Origin of the sequence: Zhongshania sp. (assembly GCF_041623545.1) — a bacterium.
GTDB lineage: Bacteria > Pseudomonadota > Gammaproteobacteria > Pseudomonadales > Spongiibacteraceae > Spongiibacter.
On record NZ_JBFJWS010000004.1, the window covers coordinates 43,495 to 60,351 of the forward strand.

General features: G+C 47.5%; 13 protein-coding genes. 7 read left to right on the forward strand and 6 right to left on the reverse strand.

What is annotated here, in order from left to right:
- The 4 genes from mnhG to ABYT30_RS01670 form a co-directional block, all read right to left on the reverse strand.
- Positions 1–318: a monovalent cation/H(+) antiporter subunit G gene (gene mnhG / locus ABYT30_RS01655; protein ID WP_373079271.1), complete on the reverse strand. Its 318-nt coding sequence runs from the start codon at positions 316–318 to the stop codon at positions 1–3.
- Entirely contained in the window at positions 311–589 is a 279-nt protein-coding gene (locus ABYT30_RS01660; protein WP_373094948.1) for a monovalent cation/H+ antiporter complex subunit F, read from the reverse strand. The genes mnhG and ABYT30_RS01660 overlap by 8 nt, the downstream gene beginning before the upstream one ends.
- Entirely contained in the window at positions 589–1,059 is a 471-nt protein-coding gene (locus ABYT30_RS01665; protein ID WP_373079268.1) for a Na+/H+ antiporter subunit E, read from the reverse strand. The genes ABYT30_RS01660 and ABYT30_RS01665 overlap by 1 nt, the downstream gene beginning before the upstream one ends.
- 750 nt (positions 1,060–1,809) lie before the next feature.
- A complete protein-coding gene (locus ABYT30_RS01670) occupies positions 1,810–2,121 on the reverse strand; it encodes a phosphoethanolamine transferase domain-containing protein (protein WP_373079265.1) in 312 nt (103 codons plus the stop codon).
- Between the two features lie 486 nt (positions 2,122–2,607).
- On the opposite strand from ABYT30_RS01670, the gene ABYT30_RS01675 reads away from it, so the two are divergent.
- From ABYT30_RS01675 to ABYT30_RS01695, 5 genes are all read left to right on the forward strand, one after another.
- The gene (locus ABYT30_RS01675; RefSeq protein ID WP_373079263.1) at positions 2,608–3,261 is read left to right on the forward strand and encodes a TetR/AcrR family transcriptional regulator; all 654 of its coding nucleotides are present in this window, start codon (positions 2,608–2,610) and stop codon (positions 3,259–3,261) included.
- Positions 3,262–3,522: 261 nt separating this feature from the next.
- The gene (locus tag ABYT30_RS01680) at positions 3,523–4,335 is read left to right on the forward strand and encodes a TauD/TfdA dioxygenase family protein (RefSeq protein ID WP_373079261.1); all 813 of its coding nucleotides are present in this window, start codon (positions 3,523–3,525) and stop codon (positions 4,333–4,335) included.
- A gap of 44 nt (positions 4,336–4,379) precedes the next feature.
- Positions 4,380–6,080: a class I adenylate-forming enzyme family protein gene (locus tag ABYT30_RS01685; RefSeq protein WP_373079259.1), complete on the forward strand. Its 1,701-nt coding sequence runs from the start codon at positions 4,380–4,382 to the stop codon at positions 6,078–6,080.
- Between the two features lie 283 nt (positions 6,081–6,363).
- The gene (locus ABYT30_RS01690; RefSeq protein WP_373079256.1) at positions 6,364–8,049 is read left to right on the forward strand and encodes an FAD-binding protein; all 1,686 of its coding nucleotides are present in this window, start codon (positions 6,364–6,366) and stop codon (positions 8,047–8,049) included.
- 21 nt (positions 8,050–8,070) lie between these two features.
- Complete coding sequence (locus ABYT30_RS01695) at positions 8,071–9,060, forward strand: SRPBCC domain-containing protein (RefSeq protein WP_373079254.1); 990 nt, start codon at positions 8,071–8,073, stop codon at positions 9,058–9,060.
- A gap of 188 nt (positions 9,061–9,248) precedes the next feature.
- Here the strand turns inward: ABYT30_RS01695 and ABYT30_RS01700 are convergent, their stop codons facing one another.
- On the reverse strand, positions 9,249–11,741 hold the full coding sequence (locus ABYT30_RS01700; protein ID WP_373079252.1) for a TonB-dependent receptor: 2,493 nt from the start codon (positions 11,739–11,741) through the stop codon (positions 9,249–9,251).
- 429 nt (positions 11,742–12,170) lie between these two features.
- Positions 12,171–14,672: a TonB-dependent receptor gene (locus ABYT30_RS01705; RefSeq protein WP_373079250.1), complete on the reverse strand. Its 2,502-nt coding sequence runs from the start codon at positions 14,670–14,672 to the stop codon at positions 12,171–12,173.
- A 543-nt stretch (positions 14,673–15,215) separates the two neighbouring features.
- Between ABYT30_RS01705 and ABYT30_RS01710 the strand changes: the two genes are divergently transcribed.
- Both ABYT30_RS01710 and ABYT30_RS01715 read left to right on the forward strand, forming a co-directional pair.
- Positions 15,216–15,740, forward strand: coding sequence for a hypothetical protein (locus ABYT30_RS01710; RefSeq protein ID WP_373079247.1), 525 nt, complete (start codon positions 15,216–15,218; stop codon positions 15,738–15,740).
- A gap of 73 nt (positions 15,741–15,813) precedes the next feature.
- Positions 15,814–16,713: a mechanosensitive ion channel family protein gene (locus ABYT30_RS01715; protein ID WP_373079244.1), complete on the forward strand. Its 900-nt coding sequence runs from the start codon at positions 15,814–15,816 to the stop codon at positions 16,711–16,713.
- Positions 16,714–16,857 lie beyond the last annotated feature (144 nt).

Genomic DNA, 16,857 nt, shown 5'->3' on the forward strand with positions numbered 1-16,857 from the left:
TTAAGCGTCATGGCGAACTTCCTTTGATTCATTCTGTTGATGACGCCAAACAGCCTTTGCCAAAGCATGGCTTGAAGTCGGGCTCGTAAAAAGTATGAACAACAGAATCATGATCAGCTTGAGAAGCACCAGACTCCAGCCAGCCAATAGCATCAAGCCCATGAGCAACAACGTAGTTGCAAGGGTTTCGGTCACACCAGCGGCATGCATACGACTAAGGGTGTCGGGGAACCGCAATACGCCCAGTGCACCGGTAAAAATCAGAAAACTCCCCAAAAGTAGCAGCGTACCACTTAGGAATCCTATTGCATCATTCATCGGCAGAGCGACCTTCCTCAGCTTTCTGAGTGTTTTCAAAGTATCGTAAAATCGCGATCACACTAATGAAATTCATTAGTGCATAGAGCAGCGCAATATCGAGAAACTCTGGTCTTCCGAACAAAAAACCAAGCACAGCAATGAGTAAAACTGTTTTGGTGCCAAATAAATTAGCGGCCAGTACGCGGTCAAAGATGCTAGGGCCGGCAAAGCCCCGGATCATCGCCATCGCCATAACCAGTAAAAGGGTAAAGGTTGTTACAGCCAGCATCATTTTTCCAATTGGTCCACTCGACGGGACATTTCACCTGCGTCGAGATCATTAAGGTTGGCTTGGGTGAGGCCGTGTACTAAAACCTCGTTATCGGAAAGCTCTACGGAAATTGTTCCGGGGGTGAGATTAATCGAGTTGGCGTAGACAACCCGCCCAATGTCAGTCTTTTGGCCTACTGGGAAGCGCCGAGTGCCGGGACTGATTGTGCTGCTGCCCAGCCAGATGCGTTTTACTACATCGACATTACTGATAATGATCTGCATTACTAGCCAACTGTAGTAGCGGGGAAGGTGGCGGGTTAAGTGGATAGGCTGAGATTCGTGATCGACAACGTCCATACGATGGCAAACCCAAACAACCAGCGCAACGGACAGCACCCCAAAGGCCAATATCAAGGCAGTGTAATGACCGGAATTGGCGAGCCATATTGTGGCTAATAGCGCTGAAATACTAACGGTGTGTTTCATAGATGCCTTAAGTATTTTCATTTTTCTTTGTTTTAATCACTGCTGTAAGCCCTTGCTAATAAAGGGTTTAAAGAGATCATGCTCCCTGCAGGGTCTTGGCCTTTTGTTTATAATAGCTCACTAATCAAGTGAACGGCCTTTCAAAACCTGTGTTGGCGAATTTAGCATGCTTAGCGTTGCCGAGTAAGCAAATAAGGTGCGGCTTTAATTGCCTAGGCGTATTACAGCCCCTTGCTTCCGACCTATTAACGGCGTTTTCGGGTACTTACTCTCTATACCACAAAAGCAAAGTATTTAGGGTTGCCTAAATATTAATCAACCGCCGTCCTAAGTAATACCTATTCGCGCGTAAAAGATGCCCAAGCTTAGCGTAAAGTAGCCTTTATAAACAAGCATTTGGCTTAGCAATCGGGTATGAGTGAAACTTAGCTGCAGGTAAACCTTAAAAGACACGTTTTTTAACTTACACATGTATCAAAAATTGCCATATACCGCTAAGTAAAGCATGTGACCCAATAAGCGCCATTTATCGCTGTAAATGACGCTTATGATTTATAACCTTCCGCTTGCCGCTAACACCGAAGTGCTGACTACCGGTAATTCCTAGTCAATGGGCGAGACATACGGGACAGTAATTTATGCGTTCGCTCCAGAAGCGTCGATTTTGCGGCAAGGCACTGTCGATTTATTGAAGCTGAAAAAGAGAAGGAGTGCTTGCATTGGCTGCCCCTAAATTCACGTAAACTTAGATTACTTGATTTCACCCTCTAGGTGAGAAGCCACTAGCGCTTTAATCGCCCCAGCTGGGGTTTCTGCGGAGGAGACGCGATGAGGGGTGACCAAATGCGCAATAAAGTTTACAACCAGCCGACACACAGCGAGCAAGGGAATGACGCCGAAAAAAGCAATGCTTATCCCGAGGCGAACGCTAAGTAAATCTCGGGACTCAGCCGCGTCGGTCTCAAACACATTGCGAATCATGTCGACATCGATAAACGTGCCAAACTGATCTGTGAAATAGGCCCTTGCCGCGGCCGTCAATACAAACAGGCCAATAGTCATACGCTAAGGCAATATATAACTGAAAGTAGCCATTAAAAGTGTTAAACACGCTATTAAGAGCAGCGTCGCAGTGATAATGAAACCGTCATTTTCTGCGAAGGGGTAAAGTGCCAGTAGCGTTCTAAAAAAAGTTAAGTTTGCCGTGCCAGCTAAAAACACCGAGGTGACAATAAAGATCTGCTAGGGACGAATTCGAGTAAGCCTTAACATACCGTTTCTCTATATAACAACAGGCATACCCAAGTACGGCAGTCGAGTGCAATGAATACAATTTGCATATCTGCCATGCCATACAGAATATCGACCAATAATTAAGTAATGCTTAAGAAATAGAGTGGAGATAAGCACTGGGCATGCTTACTGACTACCCAGTGCTGGTGAGACGTGTGTTTTAAGGCTATGTTATAGTGGCCGCGCCTAGCAAAACCGCAAATTCATGGCCACTCGGCCGTGGCTAACCTTCTAACTGCCAACACAAAATAGACAATGCCTGATAGTAAATTACTAAAAAACGAGACCAGCCGCAGTCGTGGTCGGCCGAAACTCGAAGACGTGGCCGACATTGAAAAAACCATTCTTGACGTCGCCCTTAAGGAGTTCTTGACCCAGGGCTATGGCGGCGCGTCAGTATCTAAAATTGTCCGAGACGCTGGCGTGTCGAAGACGACAGTGTATTCCCGCTTCGCCTCTAAAGAAGCCTTGTTTCATGCGATTATGGAAACACAGCTCGAAAGCCTGGCACCAGCAGACCTACTAATCTCCCCAACCGGTGGGCACTCCCTAGAAGAAGGCCTGCGAAATTATGCTAATCGCATGCTCGAAGTAAGCCTTGAGGGGCCAATGCTTGGCGTGAATCGGTTGATGTATAGTGAGTCTCACCGTTTTCCCGAATTGGGTGCCGCAGCAGCCAAAAGAACCCAGCTCGGCGTTAAACGCATCTCTCGGTTTATTAACGACTGCGCCACGGCACAAGGCATTTCCTGTAACGACCCAGAGACCGCTGCTGAAGTGTTTATTTTGGCTATTCGGGGCTGGTTTATCGACGCAATGCTAACCAATCGCAAGGTTACCTCCAAACAACGAAAAGAATGGGTAGACAAGGCGATTCGCGTACTTATGGCGTCGTCAAACACTTGGTGACTACTCAGATATAGCACGCTTGACGAATTATCCAAACAAGTCGGCAGCGCACAAGCGACCTCAAAGCATGTCTTTAACTCACGCGAGGGTAATTTAGCAACCTAAGTATCTTGACCCATTAAATGTACTGGCGGTATCATTAATATTCTGGTCAGGATCATGCATTTGGTTTAAATGCTAAAAATAACAACAACCTCGGCAGCGCCGAGAGCTTATAAATTTCAGTGGCGCCCATTGGTTTAGCCCGCCGGAGAAAGCACTGTGCGTATCGAAGCCGTAAATCTAAAAGATCATATCGCAAGCGAAATCAATCTTACTGTAGATCAATTGATAACACCTGCCGCCGGTGCGGAGCTACGTAAATTATTACGCCAACGCGGCGTTTTGGTTTTCAAGAAACTACAATTAAGCAGCGAGCAACAACTCGCATTTGCGAGTAATATGGGTGTGGTGCGGCAAGAGGGTGAGAAGGGCATTTTTAAAATAAGCCTAGATAAAAAAGCCAATGCTCGCGGCGATTACTTAAAAGGTTCTTTTCTCTGGCACATGGACGGGACCCAAGATCGCACCCCAGTGTTTGCCTCGCTATTAACAGGCGTTAAATTATCTACGGTCGGTGGACAAACGGAATTTGCTAATTCCTATGAGGCTTATGAACAGCTGCCACCAAAGACCAAAGAGCGTATTGCCACGCTCCGTGTTGTTCACAGCGTTGAAACCTCTATGCGCCGTGCCGGCATTGAAGAAACAGACGAAAACTTAAGCTACTGGCGAAGTATTCCGGACCGGACTCACAATTTGGTGTGGACCCATGAGTCAGGGCGTAAATCCTTAGTCATTGGCTGCCACGCGTCCCACGTAGAAGGTATGCCTAAAGAGGAGGGGCAAGCCTTGATAAACGAGCTGATCGAATGGACTACACAGCCCAAATTTGTGTATCGCCATGAGTGGTCTGTCGGTGATTTATTAATATGGGACAACACCGGCGTTTTACATCGCGCTGAACCCTACCCGCTGGAGAGTGGCCGCGAAATGAGCCGAACAACGCTGGTAGGTGAAGAGGCGTTCTCTTAAAACTTCACCAATACCCAATCCTTCTAGAATAAGGTTTAAAAGTAATGGCCGAACACCGTAAATTAGACACTCTCTTATCTATTAGCCGAGGCAGCCCGCTTTCCGAAGAGCCGGGCATTGGTGCACTTACCTTAGGTGGTTTTCTTAAAGAGGTGGTTGCCAACCATGGGCCAAAGGAAGCCGCGGTACTGCGCGAAGGCGATAACGTTGAACGCTGGAGCTATAACGATCTCTGGGATCGCTCCTTAGAGGTGGCCAAGGCGCTGGTGGCCTGCGGTGTTGGCAAAGGTACACGGGTCGGCATTTTGATGACCAACCGTTTAGAATTTCTTTCCGCAACCTTTGGAGCGGCACTCGCTGGCGGTGTCACCACAACGCTTAGTACTTTTTCCACGTCGGCCGAGTTAGATATCCTCCTTAAAAGCTCAGCCTGTTCCGTCCTTTTGCTTGAAAAATCCGTTTTAAAGAAAGACTTTGTGACAATGCTCGGCGAGCTAGAACCAAATATAAACCAGGTGATGCCGGGCGACTTGCGCAGTGAGCGCTATCCATTTCTGCGCGTATTAGCCGCTGTCGATATCAACCAAAATGCCGGTGGGATTGAAGATTGGAACGCCTTTTTAGCCCGAGGCCAAGATACGCCGACAGCATTAGTTGAGGCCTGCGCTGCCAGCGTCATGCCTGCGGACCCCGGCGTCTTATTTTTCTCGTCTGGCTCAACGGGTAAACCCAAAGGTATCCTCAGTGCGCACCGAGGGGTGTGTTTACAATTGTGGCGCTGGCGGAAGTGGTACCGTTTTGAAGAGGGCTTGCGGAGTTGGTCAGCGAACGGTTTTTTCTGGTCTGGCAATTTTGCCTTAGGTATAGGTGGCGCGTTGTCAGCAGGTGGATCACTTATTCTGCAGCGCACGTTTGACCCAGAAGAAGCGCTGGAGCTAATGGCTATTGAAAAAGCGACCTTCTTATTTGCATGGCCACATCAATGGGCGCAACTAACTGGTGCCTCAAACTGGTTGGATGTCGATCTTTCCGCACTCAAATTCATTGATGCCGACTCGCCTATCGCTGCGCATCCCACTATCAACACCACATATAAAGAACCGGCTCAAGCCTACGGGAATACCGAAACATTTACCTTGAGTTCAGTCTATCCGGCTAATACCCCAGCGGACGTAACTGCAGGCAGCCATGGTATACCGGTGGAAGGTAATATTTTTAAAATTACCGATCCCATCACTGGTGAGATCATGCCTCTGGGACAAAGTGGCGAAATCGCGGTAAAAGGGCCGACACTGATGCTAGGCTATCTAGGGGTCCCACTAGACGAAACCCTCGACGACGAAGGTTTTTTCCACACCGGTGATGGCGGCTATATCGATGAGCAGGGTAGAATTTTTTGGGCTGGTCGTATAAATGACATTATTAAAACGGGTGGCGCCAATGTATCGCCAATTGAAATCGATGGCGTTATTGCTAAATGCCCGGGTGTTAAAGTTACTAAAACTGTCGGTATACCCGATGAGCTACTTGGTGAAATGGTGGTGACCTGTATTGTCCCCCATATTGGTGCCAGCTTAGATGAAGCTAAAGTGCGCAATTTTGCAAAAGAGGTTTTAGCGAGCTACAAAGTGCCACGGCGGGTTTTATTCATGGAGGAGTCCGACCTCGAGTTAACGGGGTCAGCGAAGATCAAAAGTTCGGACATTATCGAACTCGCGAAGAAGCGACTGCAAAGCGAAGCTTAACAGAGCTCAGGTATTGTTCCGCTAAAATCATTACTAGGGGGTGAGTCCCCCTAAGTAGCCACTTCCATATCATTCCTAGTATCAAAACTTGCTCAGTTCAGCGTGTAAATGATAACCCCAGCCTCGGGGTTCTAGGTATATACGCCCCCGATAAACCAGCTAATATTTCTCTTGACCATTAATAAGACTGGTCGGTATCATAAAATCATAATACAGGGCTTTCGTGTGCAAACTCCGTTTAATTTAAGTGAGCCCGCGCAACAATAATAATGAGGGCAATGAAATGATTCGTTCCATGCCGGCCAAATGGGATCTCGAAGCAGATGTTGTATCTATTGGTTCTGGCGCCGGTGGTTTAGGTGCGGCAATAACTGCCCATGACTACGGCGCGAGCGCTTTGGTGCTTGAACGTTCAGAACAAGTTGGCGGGGTGACAGCCTACTCAATGGGCGAAGTATGGGTTCCCGGTAATCACCTCGCCGCGGAGCTCGGCATTAAGGACTCCATTGAGGCCGGTGTCAGCTACATCAATAACTTGGCAATGGGCTTTAATAACGATGTTGCCACCTTAAATCAAGCCATCCATGCACCGGTCGCCATTAAATACTTCGAAGAAAGTATCGGCCTAAAAATGTGCGTCGTTCGGCACTTATCCGATTATTACTATCCACTAACAGAAGGCAGCACCGCTGAGGGCCGATGCCTTGAAGCACTGCCGTTTCCCGCGCAAACCTTGGGTGAATGGCAGCACAAAACCCGCGTTTCTCCGCACGTCCCCTATAGCCTGACCCACGAAGATATTTTCGACAATGGCGGCCTAGCCAATATGTCTAATTGGGACTACACCGTAATGGGTGAGCGACTAGCCAATGACGAGCGCTGTGCCGGCCCGGGGCTCGCCGCTTACTTTGTAAAAGGTGTGCTGGATAGAAACATTCCCTTGCTCACAGGTATCTGTGTTGAAGAACTGATCGCCGATGGCGAGAACATCATCGGTGTGCGTGCCACACAAGATGGTAAAGATATCTACGTTAAAGCTAACCGTGGTGTTGTGGTGGCGGTCAGTAGCTTTGAGCGCAATGCCCAGTACAGTAAAACCGTCGGTTCGCTTATAGAGCCTAAGTCGATGGTAATGCCCACTATTCAGGGCAGTCATTTACGCATGGCAGGTGAAGCTGGAGCCCAAATTGCAAGGGTACCTGATGCCGCCATGTTAAGTTTCCATGTACCAGGCGAGGAGCAGGAGGAGGGCGTACCCCTGTGGCGTGGCGCTTTACCTTTTATGGGTTTGCCCCACACCATCGTGGTTAATCAGCGTGGCCAACGTTTTTCTAACGAAGCGTTTTATCGATCGATTTACTTCGCGTTAGAAGAGATAGACGGCATGACTCAGTCTTATAAAAACTTTCCCTGCTGGGTCGTAATGGACAGCCAGTGCCGACAGAAATACCCTTTCGGTTCGATTATGCCCGGTGAAGAAATGCCCGCCGAGCTCGCTGTCCGCGCCGATAGTTTAGAAGAACTTGCCGAAAAAATAGGCATGGACGCGGATGGCCTAGCGGCAACCGTTAATACCTTCAATGCTTATAGTCAAACGGGCGAGGATCTGGATTTCCAACGCGGCACGTTCCCGTGGGGCGCTATGATGTGCGGTGATCCAAATCAAAAACCTAATCCGAATTTGGGACCCTTGAATCAAGGTCCCTATTACGCCATTGAACTGCACCGCATGGCTGGCGGCGGCATTACCTCAGCCGGTATTTTAATTGACGAGCACTGCCGCGCTGTGGCTTGGGATAACACCCCAATTCGGGGTCTTTATATTGCGGGAAATTCTGCGGCGCGTTTGGATAATGGTGCTTTGATGCAGAGCGGTATTACCAATGCACGAGGTATTACCCACGGCTACCTAGCCGGTCGTCACGCCGCAGGCAATCCCAGTGATTTACTGGCACAAGCGATTAAATAATTAATAACGCTGAGGCTTTAAATGATAGAAGCAGAACATTCCATTGTCATTGACTCAAATATCAACCAGGTCTGGGATTATGTGCAAGACATCCGTAAATGGGCGATGCTTTTCCCCGGCTGCAAAGACTGCGATGTTATCGACGAAAATAACTCAAAATGGCTCATAAAAGTCGGCGCAGGCGGCCTGATAAAAACGATCAATGTACTTGTAAATGTGAGTGAATGGCAGGGGCCTGAACGAGTTAATTTTAATTTTAAACTTGAATCTGAACCGGTTGAAGGCAGCGGTTCGTATCGCGCCACAAGCCAAGCTGATGGCAATACCGCAATACAGTTACAAATTAAGGTCACGGGCAGCGGTCAGATGGCGCCCATGTGGGAGGCTATGAGTAAACCCTTGTTACCGCAAATGGCCAAGACTTTTTCGAGTAAGCTTAAAATAGAAATCGAGCAATCTGCCACGGTACAAGCCAAAGGTAAGCCTGCACTATTTGAGCACTTTAGCCGGTATCTACGCGGGATCTGGCTCGCATTATCCGGCGCAGACAATACTAATACTGAACAAACTAGCTTGGCGCGAGCCCTAAAAGAGAACAAGGCAACTGTTCTTAAGTTCATTCACGCAATGAGTTGTAGCGATGCAAGCAGCGCGGACGAATGCCTCGCACCGAATGCCTTTACCGTTGCAAAAGGCTACGGCAAATTTTCAGGAGTGCGCCAACGTGATGTAATGGTTGGAACCATAAGCGCGTTTAAGCAACTGCTCCCTACGGGCTTAAACTTGGATGTTAAAAGTGCCACAGCGCAAGCAGATAGAGTTGTGGTGGAGTTCGAAGGGAATGCAAAAACCGCAGACGGTAGCTCTTACCACAACCAGTACTGCATGGTATTTACGCTCAGCGGTGGCAAGATTTCCCAAGTGAACGAATATTTTTGCAATATTCACGCTGACGAAGTTTTATGGCCGCTTATTAATCGCGAAGGTACAACTGAATCCTTACAAACTTGATTAGTTCATTAATATTACGATGGCTAGCATAATTTCTAGCGTCAACGTATTCCGATCCTTGAGCGAAAGAGGGGAATAAGCTGTCCACCTGGCTAAGGCGTTTTACTTTTATCTCAAGGATGCGGCCCCCTCAGCGAAGGCTCGCACCGTTTAAATTAGCAACATATCTTTCGAAAGAAGAATCAGCATTAATTATGCCCGCTGGCCCCAAATCGATAATTTAATCTTGCGCCATACATACGAGGTATCCCGACCATTCTGGAGTCGAAACCAAGTGCATTGTATGTTCCGGATAAATAGGTGACGTATTCTTCGTCAAGCACATTGGTTACATACAGCGATAGGTCAACGGCAGTGCCGAAAACCGCAGCCCAACTCATATTCAGATTAAGCAACTCGAAGGCGTCAATCATATCGTTAGGGGAGGCACTTGTCGCAGTCGCACGCTGCTCGCCGGTGTAGACGTAGGTTGCTCCCATTTCTATCTGACCAACCGCCTGCGGTACAGGAAGGGAATACATAAGCGATACAACTGCAGAGTTGTCGGGTGCAAACGGTAGCTCATCTCCCGTGTCCGCGATCGGTGTATAGGTAAACGCACCACTTGGCGATGCAGCCGCTACGCGAGCACTGTAATCTTCCTGCTCGATCAATTCCGTTTCAAGGTGTGAAAAGCTCAAATTAGCGCGGAGGTTTTCTGTTAATCGCAGCATTGCCTCGGCTTCAAACCCTGCAATTTCTGCCTTGCCGGCATTAGCGATAGCGGTGGTCGGCCCAGAGGTCGTTGAAACGTAGCCGGCCTGCAGTTGCATATCCGTAAAGTCGTTGTAAAAAACGGCTATATTAAAAATCCCGGGGAACCACCCACCAAATTCCGTTTTTGCACCAATTTCATAAGTGTCAACAGTTTCGGGGGAATGGGTGTTCACACCAGGATCAGCGGCGAGGTTTACGCTTCCCTGACGGTAACCCCGAGTGTATTTACCATACATCATCAATTCGTCGCGGGGGTGATAGTTGAATTCGATCATCCCGGTTGGCGCTTCACTAGACTCTTCAGGCGTTTCAACCGAAATAACCGGCGGCTGCTGAACATTACCGGCATATTTATAGAGGGTTTTGATACCATAGCCTTCAGTATCGTCCCAGGTGTAGCGCAGTCCCAAGGTCGCGCTCAAAACCTTTGAAATATCAAAGGCAGCTTGTGCATAAACGGCCTTGTTCAAATACTCCGTCTTAAACTCCTGAATTAATACACCGCCAACCGCGCCGCCCAGTGGGTCTGAGCAATTGAAAAGCGCGGGGTCAGCCTGCTCGATAGTCGACAATTCGCAAGAGAGTAACGAGGCCGCATTATTTCCCGAAAAGCCATCAGGCTGGCTATTTTCATAGTACACGCCAGCCTGCCAAAAAAGCTTATCTTCGAGTGATAATCCTTGTATACGAAGCTCTTCAACGACAGTTTGCTGACTAACAACGGGGCGATCAGGCGGAATCAAGGATACTCCAACGTTAAATCTTCGCCGATTGTCAATTGGCCCCAGCTGAACACCGGGGAGGGGCAGTAAGCCGACACCCGTTTCTGGGAAATTCAAGCCGAATATATTTGAGCCATTGTTCGATTCAAGATGGGCGTAGGCGGTTATGTTTTTAACCGTTATATTTTCCGAAATATCCCAACTCGTGGTATTGATAATTCGCGTCAGTTCTATGGTCGTTAACGGCGTTGGAACAACGCTCGCAAGATCGTAAAAGCCATCTTTTCCAATGCTCGCTTGTTCATTCAGTTGGTTTACGCAACCTACACCAGTAACGGCATAAAATGTATTGCTGTCGGGGCTTGGGTTTTCATTACACTCAAAAAGTGTCGACGTATAGCCACTGGTTCTTGAATCCAGCACGGAGATTATTGTGTAATTTTCTATGTTTTCAGTAAAGCTAAGCAGAATACTTAGTCGAAAGGCCTCATAGTCTGTATTGCCCAGTTTTTTAGCACCGACGTTTGTATAATTATTCAGGTGCCCATCGCGCTTACTTTTATCTAGTCCAAATCGGAGTCTGATTGAATCAGAGAAGGGTGTATTAGCTACGGCTTGAATACGCTCAGCATTATAATTTCCAGCCGAAGCCTGAATATAACCATCAAAATCGTCTGTTGGCCGCTGCGGTACTATCAATACCGCGCCACCAGTGGTGTTTCTTCCAAAAAGCGTCCCCTGCGGCCCCTTCAATACCTGAACATTCTGAAGATCAAAGAGGTCACCAGGACCGGCGCCATCACCAGATGTTTGCGAACTTTGCCCACGCGGTGCAACCACTTCCGCAAAATACGTCGCAACCGAGGCCGTGGTCCTCAAGTCCTGAGTGAAGCCGCGAATTGCAAACGATGACATTTCGTTACCGAACCGAGTATTGGTGGTCAGTGAGGGCGTGTAGGTCGCCAGATCACTGGAATTAGTCATATTCGCGTCGTTGATTTGCTCTTGGTTAAATACAGTAATTGAAATTGCAACATCCTGAGCATTTTCCTCCCTGCGCTGGGCCGTAACCACAACCTCTTCTAAACCGCCCTTTGAAACCTTTTTTCCCACTGGGTCTTCGGCTTGCGCAATCGCATCGGAACAAATTAGGACTACTGCTGCGTAGAGACTTTTTCTGAAAAAACTATTTATTATTATCATTCAGCTCTCCAAATAACTATTTCACTAGACGTTTATTATCATAATATTGTTGTGAACATCGATACCTCATCCATTCTCGTAACCGGCACAGATCCAACAGATCACTTAATCAAAAAAATAAACTACCTGTAGTTTTAGCTCACAGTGCCTGAGAACACCATATATTTTATTTTCCTGCTGAGGGGATACAGTATTCTCGGCACTCGCATTCAATTATTTCAAATAATGATTACTGTTCCCTTTAATTCACTGCAATATGACCTCTAAATGCGTAATCGCTGGCATTGCAAAACGACATAACAGCTTGGCAGTTAACCCAAATATTTGGTCGCTATGGCTCGTAGAAATTAAATGCCGGCTGCGCTGACCTGTATGAGGGGGAAGGCACCGACCATTAGTTGTCGGAGCCTTATGAGAGGTTTATTACGATTAAAAACTATAGCGTAATCTCGCGCCGTACATCTTAGGCATACCACCCATACGGCTTTCAATCGCTAAAGTGTTAAATGTACCCGAAGTATAGGTTACGTATTCCTCGTCCTTAATATTGGTACCGAAAACCGACAGATCAAAGTTACTGCCAAAAATACCAGACCACGATGCATTAACATTCAGCAAATTGTAAGCCGCCATAATTTCATCGCCATTTGGCGATGCGCCAGTCGCTGCAGCGCGGGTTTCACCGTTGTGGACGTAGGTCGCACCAACAGTCACTAAGCCTGCACTTAGAGGGAAGGGCAGATCATAGTTTAGCGACGCTACCCAGGCATTCTCTGCGGCAAAGGGAAGGGTGTCACCTTCGAGTGCAATGGGCGTTGCTGTCGAACCGGCTAGCTCACCTTGAATTGCCGCCGTTGCGGGATTGGTACCGCTATTTATAGCAGCCGCCGTGACAGCGTCTCTTACCGTATCGGAGTTAACCGGGCCTTGCTCAACGAGCTCAGTGTCCAGGCTGGAGTACGACAATGTTAAGCGTAAACCTTCTAATAGCTGGAACATCGCTTCAATTTCATAACCATCAATTTCTGCTTCACCGGCGTTGGTTATCGCTGTGGTTGGGCCAGAGGTCGCCGAAACATAGCCAAACTGCAATTGCATATCAGTTAGCGTATTGGTGAAGTAAGCCGCATTTATACGACCAGGTATGGGACCGCCAAATTCAGATTTAAAACCGAACTCTTTGGTGTCAACCGTTTCGTACTCATGTTCATCTAGGCCTGGGTCAGCCGCCAAATTAACGCTGCCTTGACGATAACCACGGGTGTATTTACCGTAAAGCATTAGGTCTTCGATAGGCCGGTAATTAAGCTCAAATACCCCAGTTGGCACCTTGCTAGATACCTCCGGAGAGGAAAAACTTGTAATCGGGTCTTGCATAACAGTGAGTAAGAAGTTGTAACGATCCTTGCGACCAAAGCCCGTAGTTCGGTCTTCGGTATAACGGAGACCTACAGTACTACTCAGTGATTCGGTAATGTCATAGGTACCCTGCACATAAACCGCTTTGTTTTCAAATTCAGTTTTGTAGTGCTGAACTAATACGCCGCCTAACAGGCCATTCAGCGGATCATTGCAGCGATATTCCGAAGGCGCGCCTTCCAAAGTGGACAGGTCACAGTTAATCAAGGATGCCGAGTTGTTCCCTGAGAAACCGTCAGGCTCGCTCAACTCATAATACAAACCGGCCTGCCAAATAAGTTTATCGGCAAAGGCTTGGCCCTGGGCTTGAATTTCACCAACGTAATTGCTTGAGCTAGTAACGGGGACATCTGGTAAAAGCACAGACACACCAACAACGAATTCTCGTGCGCCGCCGCCAGTTTCATTAAATTGGGTACCGAAAATATCAGATCCATTTTGGCCTTCGAGGTGCGCGTAAGCCAAGATACCTTTTAACGTTATATTTTCGGACACATTCCACGAGGTCGTGCTAATTAGGCGCTCTTCTTTAATCGTAGTAATGGGTGTGGGAACGGTACTCACCATGTCGTAAAAACCGTCCTGACCACTCGCGGCCTGCCGGTCAAGCTGGGCATTACAGCCTGAGTTAGTAAAGGTCGCAAAGGGGTTTGCTAGCGGGTTAAGCGGATCAACGCCGCTATTATTACAAGCGTAAAGTCTAGAAGAGTAGCCTGTTGACTCCGAATCCGTCGATGTGAGAAGTAAGTAACTTTCAATATTTTCAGTAATTTCCCACAACAAGCCTAACCGGAAAGCAACATAATCTGTATTCCCGAGCTCGCTTGCGCCGATATTCGTTACATTGATTAAGTGTCCCTCACGTTCATTACTATCAACCCCCAAGCGAAGGCGAAATTTGTCGGTAAACGGAATATTTAAGACACCCTGCAAACGACGCGAGCCGAAGTCACCGGTCGAAGTCTCCAGATAGCCTTCCCATTCATCAGACGGCTTATTCGGAACCAGTAGAATGGAGCCACCAGTGGTGTTTCGGCCAAATAAGGTCCCTTGGGGCCCTTTTAGGACCTGTATATTAGCAAGGTCGAATAGTGTTCCTGGGCCTGCGCCGTCACCGGAGGTCTGGGAGGTTTGGCCCCGAGGAGCAATTACTTCGGCAAAATAGGTTCCAACGGACGCGGCTGTGCGCAAATCCTGAGTGAAACCACGAATAGAGAACGAGGTATTCTCATTACCGAAACGGGTATTGGTACTTAACGATGGGGTATATGTCGCGATATCACTGGAATTGATCATATTCGCATTTGCGATCTGCTCCTGATTGAATACCGTCACCGAGATCGCAACATCCTGCGCGCTTTCCTCACGGCGCTGGGCACTAACAATCACTTCTTCCAGCACTTTTTTCCCGGAATTTTGCTCTTGAGCTGCAACCGGCGAACTTATCGTTCCGGATATAATTGCCACCGCTGCCGAGCTTAGCGATAGCGATTTTACTAGCTTGTAACTCATGGCTATTTCCTTATTTTTTTACCTGAATTCTAAGGCTTCAATCGTAGCAGGGCGGGCAATTTCACTTGATTAAACTACTTGCCTGTAGAGGCTATATGATTTGTCTTTGTGAGCGCCCACACGGGGTTGTGGCCGCGACCACTAAGCACACTAGAATTGAACGTCTTAGCGCTGTCGATAGGCGCGCCTCTCAATAGCGCTTGCAAGACTTCTTTACCGTACAAATTGCTAGGGTGGTGTTTTGAGGTAGAGAGTTTGACAAGGCATGCTAAATGGGAGTGTCGTCGAGAATGAATGAGGCCTCATTACAACTAAAACACCGCTAAAGAGCTGTACTTCTACGTACATAAATCCTAGGTTTTTCCGTTTATCATCATCGATCTAAGATCTAATTCCCGACACTAGCCCAAAGTTAAGCCGCCGTGGATAATTTGTAGCACATCATGGCAAAACGAAGTATTTAAAGCCCTCTTATATCAGAGCGTTATTGAGCCCGCACTCAGCTGTGGCACATTCAGTGTTACTCAAGATAGGATTATTTTAATGAAAAGCGCAATTCTTGTGATTTTAGCATCTACTACTATAGCAACCTTTGGGTGTGCGACCACTGCGCCTACCTTTGGCGATCGGATAAAGGCCGACGGCGAGTCGACCGTTGCCATTGCTGAACAGTGGGAAGCAGGGGCGAGTCTATTAAAAAAGGGGGAAAAACAAGTCAATGAAGGTCATAAAAAAATCGCAAATGGCCGTGCCGATCTCCGTGATGGCGAGCAACTTATCATTGCCGGTAACATCGCGGTAGAAACCAATCGTCAATCCTATCAAGCGCTTGCCCAGATAGCGCAAGGCACGACAGAAGTTGATATAGCGTCCGATCGCGCTAACAAACTTAAGAAATACGCGGTATCTTGGGAAGAGGGCGAAGACAATATTGTAAAAGGAACCGCACTAATTAAGCGGGGAAACAATAGGCTAACCGAAGGTGAGTCAGATATTAAAAAAGGTCAAAAGCTCGTAGAGACTGGTCGCATGAAAATGCAGGACGCGGAATTAAGCTATCGTCCCTAATTAGCTTAGGCCTAGATATCGGTGGGGAAGGGAGTCTTTGCCTTTCACAAATGCAACTCGGATAAGCGACTAAATGAATGAGCTACTTGAGCAATTGTTATTCGACCCCATTGTCGGAAAAGTAATTACCACCGCACTTGTTGTTCTTATCGTTATGGTATTCGTGCGCACCACCAAACGCGCACTTGGCCAATATATTGAAGATTCTGAGCGAAGATATCGTCTAAGAAAGCTGGTTACCCTTGCTGGATACATATTGGCAGTATTCCTGCTTTCACTTGTTTTTAGTGACAAGCTAGCAGGTTTAACCGTTTTTCTGGGCGTAGCTGGCGCTGGCGTCGCTTTTGCACTTCAAGAGGTAATTGCAAGTGCTGCAGGGTGGGTGGCAATGTCCTTTGGCCGCCTTTATAACGTAGGTGACCGTGTTCAATTAGGTGGCATCAAAGGCGATGTTATCGATATCGGCGTATTGCGGACGACACTCATGGAGTGTGGTGGGTGGATCAATGGTGATCAGTACAATGGACGTATTGTCCGTGTTGCAAATAGTTTTATATTTAAAGAACCGGTTTTTAACTATTCATCTGATTTCCCCTTCCTCTGGGACGAAATCACCATCCCTATTAGCTATGGCAGTAATTACGAAACGGCCAGATTGCAATTTCAACAAATTCTTGACGATATTACTGGTGAACACGCGAGTCAGTTAAATGGCGAATGGCGAAAAATGACAGACATGTACATGCTTGAAGATGCCCGACTAGAGCCAATGGTCACGTTAAGCATGAAGGAAAACTGGGCCGAATACGCACTCAGGTACGTCGTTGATTATAAGCAGCGCCGAAGCACTAAGGACAAGATTTGTATCCAAATTTTAAAAGTCATTGAGGAATCAGAAGGCCAGATCAAACTAGGCGCTTCCTCGTTCGAAATTGCGTCAGTGCCTGCGCTGGATATCAATTTAAGAAAATAGCATCTTAGAGAAGTCAATTAGCCCGTATAGCCTAAAGCGGTGATCGAATATTTTACGCAGAATAACCCTTTATGAGTTAGACACACTATTTGGGGACAAAATGGTGCTTTTTACTACCGCCTGTTGATTTGCACTTAAAACTGA